Origin of the sequence: Micromonospora sp. NBC_00389 (genome assembly GCF_036059255.1) — a bacterium.
In the GTDB taxonomy this organism is placed as follows: domain Bacteria; phylum Actinomycetota; class Actinomycetes; order Mycobacteriales; family Micromonosporaceae; genus Micromonospora.
This window is the reverse complement of record NZ_CP107947.1, coordinates 2,249,414-2,261,741: the sequence shown is the minus strand read 5'-3', so window position 1 is coordinate 2,261,741 and position 12,328 is coordinate 2,249,414. Positions and strand designations below refer to the sequence as shown.

15 protein-coding genes and 1 tRNA gene are annotated in these 12,328 nt (G+C 68.1%); 7 read left to right on the top strand and 9 right to left on the bottom strand.

The features are described 5' to 3' along the window. Positions 1-11: 11 nt before the first annotated feature. Together OG470_RS10915 and OG470_RS10910 are read right to left on the bottom strand one after the other, a co-directional pair. A complete protein-coding gene (locus OG470_RS10915; RefSeq protein ID WP_328423294.1) occupies positions 12-803 on the bottom strand; it encodes a ferritin-like domain-containing protein in 792 nt (263 codons plus the stop codon). Positions 804-944: 141 nt separating this feature from the next. Next, positions 945-2,030, bottom strand: a complete 1,086-nt coding sequence (locus tag OG470_RS10910) for a Gfo/Idh/MocA family protein (RefSeq protein ID WP_328423292.1) — start codon at positions 2,028-2,030, stop codon at positions 945-947. 91 nt (positions 2,031-2,121) lie between these two features. Between OG470_RS10910 and OG470_RS10905 the strand changes: the two genes are divergently transcribed. Together OG470_RS10905 and OG470_RS37195 are read left to right on the top strand one after the other, a co-directional pair. After that, complete coding sequence (locus OG470_RS10905) at positions 2,122-2,880, top strand: hypothetical protein (RefSeq protein ID WP_328423290.1); 759 nt, start codon at positions 2,122-2,124, stop codon at positions 2,878-2,880. Positions 2,881-2,969: 89 nt separating this feature from the next. Beyond that, positions 2,970-3,293, top strand: coding sequence for a pentapeptide repeat-containing protein (locus tag OG470_RS37195; protein WP_442931092.1), 324 nt, complete (start codon positions 2,970-2,972; stop codon positions 3,291-3,293). Between the two features lie 37 nt (positions 3,294-3,330). On the opposite strand, the gene OG470_RS10900 is transcribed toward OG470_RS37195, so the two are convergent. Further along, a complete protein-coding gene (locus OG470_RS10900) occupies positions 3,331-3,804 on the bottom strand; it encodes a DUF4279 domain-containing protein (protein ID WP_328426277.1) in 474 nt (157 codons plus the stop codon). Positions 3,805-3,851: 47 nt separating this feature from the next. Continuing rightward, positions 3,852-4,298: an Lrp/AsnC family transcriptional regulator gene (locus OG470_RS10895; RefSeq protein ID WP_328423288.1), complete on the bottom strand. Its 447-nt coding sequence runs from the start codon at positions 4,296-4,298 to the stop codon at positions 3,852-3,854. 94 nt (positions 4,299-4,392) lie between these two features. On the opposite strand from OG470_RS10895, the gene OG470_RS10890 reads away from it, so the two are divergent. Both OG470_RS10890 and OG470_RS10885 read left to right on the top strand, forming a co-directional pair. Next, the gene (locus tag OG470_RS10890) at positions 4,393-5,244 is read left to right on the top strand and encodes a TIGR03619 family F420-dependent LLM class oxidoreductase (RefSeq protein WP_328423286.1); all 852 of its coding nucleotides are present in this window, start codon (positions 4,393-4,395) and stop codon (positions 5,242-5,244) included. Further along, complete coding sequence (locus tag OG470_RS10885) at positions 5,241-5,669, top strand: nucleoside deaminase (protein WP_328423284.1); 429 nt, start codon at positions 5,241-5,243, stop codon at positions 5,667-5,669. The genes OG470_RS10890 and OG470_RS10885 overlap by 4 nt, the downstream gene beginning before the upstream one ends. A gap of 272 nt (positions 5,670-5,941) precedes the next feature. Here OG470_RS10885 and OG470_RS10880 read toward each other — a convergent pair whose 3' ends face one another. The 3 genes from OG470_RS10880 to OG470_RS10870 all read right to left on the bottom strand — a co-directional run bounded on the left by OG470_RS10880 (position 5,942) and on the right by OG470_RS10870 (position 7,430). After that, positions 5,942-6,361 (bottom strand): GNAT family N-acetyltransferase, encoded by a 420-nt coding sequence (locus OG470_RS10880; protein WP_328423282.1) that lies wholly within the window; start codon positions 6,359-6,361, stop codon positions 5,942-5,944. 86 nt (positions 6,362-6,447) lie between these two features. Then, entirely contained in the window at positions 6,448-6,855 is a 408-nt protein-coding gene (locus tag OG470_RS10875) for a hypothetical protein (protein WP_328426275.1), read from the bottom strand. Between the two features lie 41 nt (positions 6,856-6,896). Beyond that, entirely contained in the window at positions 6,897-7,430 is a 534-nt protein-coding gene (locus tag OG470_RS10870) for a DoxX family protein (protein ID WP_328423280.1), read from the bottom strand. 59 nt (positions 7,431-7,489) lie between these two features. On the opposite strand from OG470_RS10870, the gene OG470_RS10865 reads away from it, so the two are divergent. Beyond that, positions 7,490-8,137: a MerR family transcriptional regulator gene (locus OG470_RS10865; protein ID WP_328423278.1), complete on the top strand. Its 648-nt coding sequence runs from the start codon at positions 7,490-7,492 to the stop codon at positions 8,135-8,137. A 685-nt stretch (positions 8,138-8,822) separates the two neighbouring features. Here OG470_RS10865 and OG470_RS10860 read toward each other — a convergent pair. After that, positions 8,823-8,972 (bottom strand): hypothetical protein, encoded by a 150-nt coding sequence (locus OG470_RS10860; protein ID WP_328423276.1) that lies wholly within the window; start codon positions 8,970-8,972, stop codon positions 8,823-8,825. A gap of 27 nt (positions 8,973-8,999) precedes the next feature. On the opposite strand from OG470_RS10860, the gene OG470_RS10855 reads away from it, so the two are divergent. Next, a complete protein-coding gene (locus OG470_RS10855) occupies positions 9,000-9,728 on the top strand; it encodes a sulfotransferase family protein (RefSeq protein ID WP_328423274.1) in 729 nt (242 codons plus the stop codon). A gap of 298 nt (positions 9,729-10,026) precedes the next feature. Next, positions 10,027-11,208, top strand: coding sequence for a low temperature requirement protein A (locus OG470_RS10850; protein ID WP_328423272.1), 1,182 nt, complete (start codon positions 10,027-10,029; stop codon positions 11,206-11,208). 375 nt (positions 11,209-11,583) lie between these two features. On the opposite strand, the gene OG470_RS10845 is transcribed toward OG470_RS10850, so the two are convergent. Continuing rightward, positions 11,584-11,660 (bottom strand) — tRNA-Ala (locus tag OG470_RS10845). Positions 11,661-12,328: the final 668 nt, after the last annotated feature.

Genomic DNA, 12,328 nt, shown 5'->3' with positions numbered 1-12,328 from the left:
CGTAAGACGGTTCACGCGCCACGGGGGGCGGCCGGCCCGGACCACGCGTCCGGGTCGGTCGGGCCGCCGACCGGCGGGTACGCCGCCAGCTCCAGATCGTCCCGAACGGGATCGATCAGTACGTCGCGCACGACCGGCCGGAAGAGCGCCACGGTCTCGGCGATGAACCGAAGCCGGCCAACGCCGAGCACACGTAGTGCCGAGCCGTGGCCGTACCCGACCACACAGGCTGCGCCGAGCAGCAGGACCCACCAACCGATCGCCACCGCTGCCCGCGCCGGTCGTCCGACCGCGGCGAATCCCACGCGAAGCCGTTGGGTGTGGAACGGCACGTGCGACTGCTCGTCGGCCAGGATCCGGCCACCAACATCCGTCAGCAGCGGGTCAGCGGTGCCGTCGCGTACCGCTCGGTAGTAGCGCAACGCCACCACCTCAGCGACCATCAGTGTCATCAGCTCCAGCCGCAGGCCCAGTGCGCGCCGCAGCGCCACGAACACGCGGTCGCTCCAGTGTCCGTCGATGATCGACGCGCCCGTACTGACCAGCAGATGCTTGAGGAGCCGGGCGTGGTTCTGCTCCTCGGCGACGAACATCCGGACGGCCACCAGATAGTCCGGGTCGCCGGCACGTTCGCTCTTGCCGATGAGGTTCGCGCCGTCGCCATCTTCGCCGGCCTGAAATCTCTGCAGGCTCCGAATCAGGGCTCGGTCCAGCGGGCGCCCCGCATCCCACGGTGGGTCCGATTCAAGCCGGCGCCGCTCGGCATTGGCCTCAAATGTGCGTACCCATTCCTGGAAACTCATGTCGCCCGCCCCCGTTTTCCTTGCGCTGTCTCACAACGCTAGGTGGATGGCTTCCGGGGCGACAACGGTCAGCAATCGACCTCCACGGGATCTGCACGTCCCGATCACATCTCGTCCTGCTCCGAGACTGTTACCGCAGGCCTACCGCGCCCACGCCTCCCGCCCGGTGGTGACCGGCCGGCCGGTGCGTACAGATTCCTCGATGGCGAGGCTGATCAGGTGGTCCTGGCACGCCTCGGCCAGGGAATACGGCGCCGGGCCCTCCTCCCGCGCCCAAGCGCCGGCGCGAGCCATGATGTCGGCCACGGCGATGTCGTCGTCGGACATTCCGCTGCCGACGAACGGATTGCGGTAGACCACGCCGCCCTCGAAGCTGATGTGCTTCAGGTCGAGCCCTTCCAGGTTCAGGTCGATGCCGGTCTGCCGCCGCACCAGGGACGACTCGACCGGCGTGGTCGGGTCGACCAGCCGGACGACCCGATCGTCCACCAACTCACCGAGCGAACCCCGCACGACCAACCGGCGGGTGCGCAACGGGTTCCACCACTGGTTGTCGGTGAAGTCGTACAGCCCCATCCGCCCGCCGAAGTCGATGGTCGCGAGGGTGGTGGTGAGCTGCTGCGGGGTGGCGTCGCCGCTCCAGCCGGCGGGCGACAGCGGGTTGGCCAGTGGCGCGACGAAGGCCCGCGCGCTGACCTCGGCGGCGTCGTACCCGACGCCGAGCAGGCCACGGATCAGCGAGACCGCGTGGTACAGGTGCGTCGAGGAGATCTGCACGGAGGTCGGCTCGCCGAGCAGCCCGGCGCGGATCACCTCCAGGCGGGCAGCGTGCCCGGGCATCAGCAGGTACTGCTCGGCGACCTGCACCAGGCCGCTGTCCCCGACGTCGGACCAGAGCGACCGCAGCCCCGCCAGGTCGGGCGCGGGCGGCGTCTCGGCGAGCACCGGCACACCAGCGGCGACCAGCTCGCGGGTCGCGTCGGGCGTCACCGACCAGGGCACCGAGACGATGACGAAGTCCGGCCGCTCGTGGGCGAGCAGCTCGGCCGTCGTGCGGAAGGTCCGCACGCCCCACTCGGCCGTCACGGCGTCACCGCGCGATTCGGTACGCGTGACCACCCCGGTCGCGCGGAACCGCTCCGGCAGCAGCCGAGCCAGACGTAGGAAGAACTCGCCCCGCCAGCCGCTGCCGACCATGCCGAACCGAGTCTGTGCGGTGGAATTCATGTGGACTCCTCACGTCGAGTCCGGATGCTAACCGGCCTACCGCGCCCTCCCTCGCTACGGTTGCTCGGGATCCCGCAGAAGGAGGTCACTGATGGCTGTCGGGCAGCTTGGCGCAGAACCTGGGACGACGGTGGTCGAGGTATCCGAGCCGCGACCTCCGCTCGACTACTACCTGCTCCTGACGAAGCCGGGCGACCGCGATCCGACTGGTGAGGTGGAGGGAATCGTGGTCGAGGAGTTCACCCGTCACCACGATTTCTCGGCGGCGGGGCTGGACAGCGCGGGCTGGACGCCTTCGGGTGACGGCTGGTGCAGTTCCGCTTCTTTCAGCCGCGGCATGCGCACCGATCCGGCCTTGCTGGCGAGGGTTGTTCCCACCTCTCGCAGCACTGCCGAAGATGTCCACCGCAAGCTGGGTGGCGGGCAACTACCTGTCGAAGCAGTGCTGCGTACCTACTTCCGCGACCACCAACCGTTCCCGAACGTTCCGCCGCTGCGACTCGGTCCCGCGCAGCCACCCACCGGATTCCACGAACGGCGCGTCTACCGCGTCCTCTTCGCCAAGGATCTCCGGGAGGAGCAGGTGGCGAGCCTCAGGGCGGTCTGGCAGCCTGCGGTCGACGGCGCTGCTCCTGCACCGGGATCAGTCGTCGCCGGTGCCCTGGACAAGGACGGAGACCGGTTCACCTGGGACGTGCGCAGAGTCGGTCGAGGGCTTGCCTGGTCCCTCGACCTCACTGTCCTGTTGAAATCCAACGCCTCGCAGGCGCTGGGATCGACCCTGTACGACTTGACGAACGTGCTGCGACAGCACGGCTTGATACCCGTGACGACCGAGCGGTTCTCCTGAACGCGAGTCTCGACAACGCCGACGGGCCGCCGGAGTAGGCGGTATCAAGTCGATGGTTCGGCACCGGACGATCGCGCTACGGTTCGCCGATGAGCATCCTGCCCGGTGCGACGAGACAGTCGTTCGCAGGCCGCGATCTTCGGCACCGCACCCTTGACAGGCACTCTTTCAAGTTGTGCGACTTTCGCGGCGCCGACCTGCGGGGTGCCTCCCTCCGAGGTGCCAGTTTTGCTGGCTGCGATCTTAGGGATGCCGACCTGCGTGACACGGATCTGTCCTACTCGAGTTTCAGCGACGTTCGGACTCACGATCCGGAGTACGGGCGCACGGATGTCAGTGGAGCCCGGTGGGACGGGGCCAACCTTCGAGGCGTCCGCACCGAGCGCGTCATCGGGTGGCCGGACGACCTCTGAGGGGCGGAAGCGTTGCCGTCGATGTGGGTGACCGGCCTCAGCCATAGGCGTACTCGTCCACGTCAAGCTCTGCTCGCGTCAGTCGAAGAAACTCCAACACCCGGGCATCAAGGTGCCAGCCCAGCAACTGGTGCTGACCGGGAAGCTTCTCCAAGCCTTCGACCGGGGTGGTCACGTCTTCTTCCTCGCCGTCCGGATGCTCGAACACCCGGACGACCTGCAGCATGCTTCCCCCCGGCCCTCCGTCAAGGCTCTCCAACTCGGCGGCGAGCTCCCCGAGACGCTCCGCGTGCGCGAACAACCGATCAAGGATCTGGCTGATCTGGTCGTCGACCGTCAACCCCGGCCTGCGACACACGACCTTCCACCGGTGGCTGGCGGGCCTCGCAGGGTTGGCGTGACGACTGCCGCGCACGCTGATCTCGTCCGGCTCGATACCGAGCCTGGCGGTGATCTCGGCGGCCGAAACCCGGTGCGAACTCAGCGCGAAGTACGCGTACTGGGAGATCATCACCGCCGGACCCTATCCACACATGCACCGGCTTCGGTCCCCCCGGATTACACCGGGCGTGGGCCGCGATAGGGCAGGGTGGCGCTGTAGACCACGTTGGTGGTGGTGCTGCCGAACGAGGCGAGTGCGTTGACGACCTGTTCGAGGTGCGCCATCGACGTCGCGGCCACCTTCAGCACGTAACAATCGTCTCCGGTGGTACGCAGGCACTCCAGAATTTCCGGCCGTCGCTCCAGCAGTTCACGCAGTGGTTCGTGCCGGCTGCCGGGGTACTTCAGCCGCACCACCGCGAGTACGGCGAAGCCCGCCTTGGGCAGATCCACCTCGGCGCGGTAACCGCTGATCACACCAGTCGCCTCCAGCCGTCTCACCCGTTCGGTGGTGGCCGACGCGCTCAGCTTGACCCGGCGGCTGAGCTCGGTGATCGGCAGGCGGCCGTCGCCCTGCAACTCGATCAGGATGGACCAATCGACAGCATCAAGATTCTCGGCCATCAGACCAATCTACCGACGGATTCACGGCAAAATCCAGCAAGGGCAGGGAACACGGTGTTCACAAGCCAGAGCCACGCTGGCTAGCCTCAGAGCTGTGCAAATTGGCGTGAACGTACCGAACTTTGCCCCGGGCACCGACCCTGAGGTGCTGCGACAGTGGGCGCAGACGGTCGAGGGCCTCGGCTTCGACCTGCTGATGGTCTCCGACCACATCGCGGTGACCCCGGACGTGGCCGAGCAGTATCCTGCGCCGTTCTACGAGCCGTTCACCACACTGTCCTGGCTGGCTGGGGTGACCCGCCGGGTCCGGCTGGGCACCACCGTGCTCATCGTCCCGTACCGGCACCCGCTGCTCACCGCCCGGATGGCGGCGAATCTCAACCGGCTCAGCGGCGGCCGGCTCGTCCTCGGGGTCGGCGTCGGCTGGGCCCGGCAGGAGTTCGAGGCGCTCGGCGTACCGTTCCGGCGGCGCGGCGCGCTGACCGACGAGTACCTGCTCGCCATGCGTGACGCCTGGCGCAACACCGACGACTATGACACGGAAGCGATCCCGATCTGGGTCGGCGGCAACAGCGACGCCGGCATGCGTCGCGCGGTACAACTCGGAGACGCGTGGCACCCGCTGCGGATCACGCCTGGATGGTTGGCGGAGGCGGCCGGGCGGCTCAAGGCCATCGCCGACGAACTGGGTCGGCCGGCGCCCCCGTTGATGCCGCGCATCGCACTCCGGGAAACCCGTGAACCGGTCACCGCCCCAGACCGGCTCGCCGGTGTCGGCACCATCGAGCAGATCATCGCCGACATCGATCAGATCCGTCTGCTCGGCGCGGAGACGGTGGTGCTCGACCCGTTCAACGGCGACCTGACCGAAATCCGCCAGCCCGAACGCGCCTGGCGGACACTCGCGGCCGTGGCCGCACACCACAAATCCCAGGAGGACCGATGATGACCCCGGACGACGAGAAGTTTCTCCGCCGTGCCGTGGAAATCGCCGACCAGGCCGGGGCGTCCGGCGAACGGCCGTTCGGCTCGTTGCTCGTCGGTGCGGACGGCACGGTCCTGATCGAGGACCACAACACCGTGGTCTCCGACTCGGACATCACGGCCCACCCGGAACTGAAGCTGGCCCGCTGGGCCGCCCGGGAACTCGCCCCCGACGTGGCGGCCGGCACCACCATGTTCACCAGTTGCCAGCCCTGCCCGATGTGCGCGACCGCGATCGATCGGTCCGGCCTGGGCCGGGTGGTGTACGCCCTGTCCACCGAACAGTTCGAGGCTGTCAAACCGGCGACCCCGCCGCTGCCCCCGGTGCGGTACGAAGGGCCGGCGCTGTTCGACGAGGCGCGCCAGCCGATCGAGAACCACTACTAGTCGTCACAGCGTCGATCACTTGTCCGCCGTACTCGACGACGGTTTCGGCCTCCGGATCGCCACCGGGATGGTGGTCGTGCTCGTCGGGGTCGGCCTGACCCGCAGACGCAGACGGTCTCCGCCGGCACCGGTGCCGGCGGAGACCCCGCCGCGCTGGCCGCGCCGAGAGCCTGACCCGCCCCTTCCCCCGAAAGAGCAGGGCGTACGACAGTGACCGCACCAACGGTAAGCACGAGCCCCGCCACCGCGCATCGCCGGGCCGCCGCCAAGTCTCACAAATCCCGACGCATGCACACCCGCGGCCACCGGTCCAGTCCATGCGCCGCTTCCCGCCGCCGGATCGCACGGAGCCCTGGCGTCCACTGGCTCTCATCCAGGACCCGGAAGCCACATCGCAGGTAGTACGGCCCGTTCCACGGCACCTCGGCAAACGTGGTCAACGTCAGCGCCAACACGCCACCGGCCATCGCACGATCCGCAGCATGCTCCAGCAGCGCCCGGCCCACTCCCCGGCGCGCATGATCCGGATGTACCGACACCTGCTCGACGTGGAGGTTCCCGTCGACGTGATCGGTGATCAAATACGCCACCGGACGATCGGCCCGGTCGACCGCCACCCAGCCCCGACCAGCCCGCTGATACCCCGACAGCACCCCCACCGGCAGCGGCTCGTCGTCGGCGATCTCCGGCATGCCGACATCGCGGAAGCACTGTCCGGCTGCACGCTCGATGTCCCGCAGAACCTCAAGTTCATCTACGCCGACCACCCGGATTCTCATCACGCGGTCAGCAGGCCGACGCCGAGGCTGATCACACCCGCAGCCAGGGAGAGCGCGCCGATCCACAGCACCCAGACGAACCTGTTGGGTCCGGTGATGTTCCTGCCGGCGGAAGAGGCGAAGAACCCGGCGGGCATCAGGATCGCGGCGACGGGCAATCCCAACCGGGCGATCCACAGCAGGACGCCGGTGAGGCTCGTGGCGTCCACATAGAGCAGTCCGACCAGGCTCAGGATCACCAGTACGCCGGCATGGCCGTGCCCGGCGCGCGCGAAGGACTTCTGAAAGTCGGTCATCGGCGCAGCGCCCTGGGCGATCCGGGTCATGAACCAGCCGCCGAACTGGATGGTGACGATGGTGAGTAGAACCACCCCGGCGATCACGCGGGATTCGGTACTGAGAGCCATGGTCTGCACGGCGAACTCCTTCAGATCAGCTTGACGAGGGGCTATCGGGCAACGGTCGCTGATCTTGCGACGCCGGAGCGCGGCAAGCGCAGGACGCGTCGGGCCACGGTGCTGTCGGCCGATCGGGCCACCCAGACAGCGATGACGACGTAGAGGACCTGCTGTGGGATTCGCAGCCACAGCGGAGTCGGCTCATCCCCGTTGAACGGCACATCGGCGACGGCGGCGTAGACGTTCGCCGGAAGCAGCAGCACGTAGAGCGCGGCAAGGCTGATCCCGGCCGCCCAGCGAGTCGCGGTCAACACCAGGCCCACGGCGCCCAGCAGCTCCAGCACGCCGGTCAGGTAGACCATCGCATCGGCGAACGGCACGACTGGCGGCACCATCCGGACCAGATCGGCGTGATTCGGCATCACGGTGACGCTCGGCGGAACGAAATGCGCGACCGCGGTGACGACGAGCATGACCGCCATCGCGTGTGCCGCGCTGGCCGCCCAGGTGGCGAACCGGCGCACACCGAGCGCACCCAGTAGGCGTGAGCCCAGCAAGGCGATCACCAGAATCACTTCGAGCATGATCTTCTCTTTCAACGGATAGTGAAGCTATCTGTTTATAGATACTGGTACTATCCATCATGGGAGAGACGGAGTCAAGGATGCGCATCGCGGAGCTGAGTCGGCGGTCAGGGGTTGCGGTACCGACGATCAAGTACTACCTACGGGAGAGCCTCCTGCCGCCCGGCGAGCTGACCAGCCCCAACCAGGCCAGCTACGACGAGCATCACCTGAATCGACTTCGCCTAATCCGAGCCATGATCGACCTGGCCCAGGTTCCGGTAGCCAGAGTCAGAGCCGTGCTGGACGCGCTCGATTCCGACACCCTGTCCCTGCACGAGCGGATCGGGGTGGCGCATCGGGCCGTCACCCCGAGTCGGCAGCTGGCCGTAGGCGACAGCGCGCGCACGGCCGCCGCCATGCAGGTGCAAGAACTCCTCCAACGGCGAGGCTGGGCTGTCGAGCCGGATTCACCTGCGATCGCCACCCTGGTCGAAACCATCTCCGTTCTGCGGTCGCTCGGCCAGGATCACCTGGTCAGCTTCCTGGACTCCTACGCAGAGGCGGTTGAGCGGTTCGCCGAACTGGAGGTCGCTGCGGTCGCCTCCCGGACCGAGCCCGATCAGATCGCCGAGAGCGTGGTGATCGGAACCATCCTCGGCGAGACCCTCGTCGCGTCGCTGCGACTGTTGGCCCAGGAGAGCATCTCGTCCCGGCGCCTTGGCTAGTCAGCGGGAGGAATATCCCGGTCCTCGTGTACCGCTCGCCGTCGTCGCCGTGTCCCGCAACCACCACGCTCCCCGACGATCGGTCGGGGCTGTGGATCATCCTGGTTGTCTGCCCGTCCGGCGAGGTCAATTGTTCTTGCTGCTGAGACTCGAAGCCCGGTTTGGTCAGTGGTCGCGTCAGCGACGGTCGCGCGGGTGCTGCGGCGGCTCTAGAACGTCCGATGGTGGTGGTGGCTTCTTCGGGCCGAACCCGCGCCGCACCGCCCAGAACGCGATGCCCGCCACGATGACGACGACCAAGAAGAAGCATGCTATGCCCCCGGTGATGCCCATATCGCAAAATTATCGTGTTGCGCACGGCGGGGACTCTGTTTCGAGGACCTACCTGACTACTCAGGCGGCCCGGGCTTCGTCGTATGGCGCGCCGTCGGCGGGCTGCAACCGACGCGCTGGCGGCCGAAGGCCAGAGGCGCTGCGGCGGGCCATCGGCCCGGCCCAGGTTCGGCGGCGCGAGCGTCCGGACGCGGGCCGCCAGCACGCACTCGGCGCGGCGGGTGCGGGTCCGGCCCGTAGCAGCGGGTGAAGGGGACAAATGGCTTGCACAGGCGCCGGGCTGGGAGTTTGACTGCTCGCCATGCCTTGCCCCTCACCGATCTTCGTTGCGGGTATGGGTCGTTCGGGAACGTCACGGATCGCCGACATCATCGGCGAACATCCGCTGATCCATCGGATTCCCATGGAGACCCGGTTTCTCATCGACCCAGGTGGCCTGCGGGACCTGGCCGATGCGCTCACCGATCGATACGACCCCACCGTCGGTGAGGACGCCCTGCACCGACTGAGCGACTTCCTCACCGTACGAGTGCCCGGCCGGCGCGACGATCGCGGCAAAACCGTTCCCGAGCTGGTCGGCGAGCGGCGCTACCGGGACGCGGTGCAACAGCTTTGGCCGCAGTTGATCGCGTACACATACGACGAACCTGCGCCCGCGGAAGGCTTCGGCAACGCCGACCGGCCTGCCGGGCCGTTCGAGCCGCTGAGCCGCCGGCGGGTACTTCCCAGGTATTTCAGCGACCGGGGCGAACTGCTCGGAATCTTGCGGGGCCTGATCGACACCATGTTCGGCGGAGCAGCCGCCGACGCGGGCAAGCCGACCTGGTGCGAGAAGACACCGTTCAACCTGCTGTGCATGGAGTTCCTCTGGGAACTGGTCCCCGAAGCGACCATCGTGCACATCAAGCGTCACCCGGTCTCAGTGCTCGCATCCCACCTGGCCCAGCCATGGGCACCGCCCACCGTCGACGGCGCGCTCGCATACCTCAAGCCGGTCTACCACCGATGGCTCACCTGGAAGAACACGGTCGACCTGACGGGCAGGCGATACATCGAGGTGAAAGCAGAAGATCTCGCAGCCGACTGGCCCGGGCAGCGCCGCGCCCTGTTCGAACGGCTCGACGTCGACGACTTCGCCACCCCTTCAACGTTTCAGTCGCACAAGCTGACGAACCGCAACGACCAATTCGACGACGAAACCCGCGAGTTCATCGAAGAAGCACTCGGCAAGGTCATCCCGGCCATGGGATATGAGTGACGGCTCTGGCTCTCCACCTTGACGACGCCGCTTCGCGCCCCTCGAACGCCTGGTAAGCGCTGCTTCAGCCGAACCGCATCGAAGACCACTCGTTCCTAACCTTTCCGGCCGTCTTTTGAGCCCGCGCTTGTGGGCGGGTGCACGCTTCTGCCGCTGTCCGCGCGTCCCTGGACCGTCGCCCGTCCGTGTAACGCGGGTCGCTCGATCCAGTCCACGGCAGCCCGTCCGCGGTCAGCGCCGCTGCCGCATGTCAGAATGCCCCCAAACCTGGAGCAGAGCCGGCAGAACGGGCGAGCCGATGACGACGAGCAGGGCGGCCGGGCTGGTGCGGAAAGCCGGGGATCCACAGCGGGCTACGTTCCTGGAACTCTTCTTCGACCTGGTGTTTGTCCTCGCGCTCGCTCAGCTCTCGCGCGGCCTGGCCGAGGATCTCGGGTGGAGCGGCGCCTTCCGGACGCTGGTGCTGCTGGGGGCCATGTGGTGGGTCTGGTCCAGCACCGCGTGGCTAACCGACCGGACGGACCCGCAACGACCGGTAATCCAGGCGCTGGTCATCGCGACCATGGTCGGCAGCCTGGTGATGGCGGCCGCGGTGCCCGAGGCATTCGGCGACACGGGTCTGATCTTCGCGGGCGCCTACGTCGCCGTCCAGCTCGGCCGCGGGCTCGTCCTCGTGGCCGTTCTGCGTGGCCACGAGCTGCAGCGCCACGCCGTGCGCGGGCTGTTCTGGTACGGCCTGTCGGCGCTGCCGTGGATCGCGGGGGCGGTCGCGGACGGTACGGCGCGTGGCGCGTTGTGGGCACTCGCGGTGGTCCTTGACCACACAGCAGGCAGAATCGGCTTCCCCACCCCGGGGGCAGGCCGTACGCCCAGCCAAGACCTTGTGATCTCGGGCGAGCACCTGGCCGAGCGCTACCGGCAGTTCTTCATCATCGCGCTCGGCGAGCTGATCCTGGTTACCGGACTGGCGCTGAGCAGCAGCGGCTTCGCGCCGGACCGGGTCGCCGCGTTCGCAGTGTCGATCGCGACCACCGTGCTGCTGTGGCGGATCTACATCTACCGCGCTGGGCAAGTCCTGGCGGAAGCGATTGCCGTGTCTGCCGACCCGGTCCGCCTCGCCGGATCGGCGTCATACGCCCACCTGGCCATGGTGGCCGGCGTGGTCGCTGCAGCCGTCGGCGTCGAACTTGTCATCGCCCATCCACTCGGGCACACCCCACCGGCCTGGATCGCCGTCATCCTCGGTGGACCCGCGCTGTACCTGGCCGGGCGCGCCCGCTTCGAGCACGCGGTATTCGGCCGCGTGTCCCGGTCACGACCGATCGGCGTCCTTGCGCTGGCCGCCCTGACACCGGCGATGCTCCCCCTGCCGCCAGTCGTGGTCGCCGCCGCTGCTGCCCTCGTCCTGACCGGGATCGCCATATCCGACGCAGCCCGCGCCCGCAGACGCCCGCCCGAGCCGCCGTCACCACCCGGCTAGCCGGAAAGTGTCACCCATGTCTTGAGACTGTTCTGCCACGCAGGTCCTGAGACCCGACACGCGGATCATCCGAGTGTCGTACTCCGCTTGATCTGTTACACGGTGGCTTCAGCTGATACGTGACGCTTCGCCAGCGCTGGGCCGAGGCCCCCGCACCTCTCACTCGCTGGGGCACTCCAGCCTGCGGATCACGCTGGAAACCTACGTGCGCTGGTGGCCGAAGAAGGACCGCCGCCGCAACATCATCAGCGGCGCGCTCCGCGACGCGAGCGCCAAACGAAAACGGGGCCCGAAGGCCCCGGATCCTCGCTGATTTGCGCCGGATCTCTGCCCGCCGATCTTGCTGGCGGGATTTCCCCTGGTCAACGGTGTTGCTGGTGGAGCTGAGGGGATTTGAACCCCTGACCCCCTCGATGCGAACGAGGTGCGCTACCAGTCTGCGCCACAGCCCCTCCGCCGGCGAACCGGCTTCGGTCCCACCCGGCTTACACCGGGCGGGCCGGCAGCAAGGCTAACAGGTCGCCGGCTCTCACCGCGAATCCGCCCCCGGCGCGGCGCTCGCCCACCCCAAAGATCCACTCGACGTCCCCGAAACCGGGGTATCACGGACGCCGCGACACCCCGACCCCCAGGAAACGAGTCGATCAAGCGCCAGCGCCGACAGCTCGCCGAAATGGGGGTATCGCCGCGGACGGACACCCCCACATCGGCGCCCTCGAGTCGATCAAGCGGTCGGCGCCGACAGCTCGCCGACATGGGGGTCACCGCGGACGGATACCCCCATATCGGCACCCTGGAGTCGATCAAGCGCCAGCGCCGGCGGCGAGCCGACGTGGGGTATCGCCGCGGACGGACACCCCCACATCGCCGCCCCGGAGTCGATCAAGCGTCGGCGCCGGCAGCTCGCCGAAATGGGGGTATCGCCGCGGACGGACACCCCCACATCGGCGCCCTGGAGTCGATCAAGCGCTCGCGCCCCGCCAGGGAGAGGATCGCCGCAGCTGGCCGCGCGGGGCGGATCAAGCGCGACCGGGCCGCGCGGGGACGATCAAGCGCGACCGGGCCGCGCGGGGACGATCAAGCACCGCAGCGGCCGCGCCGGGTCGATCAGGCGCCGCAG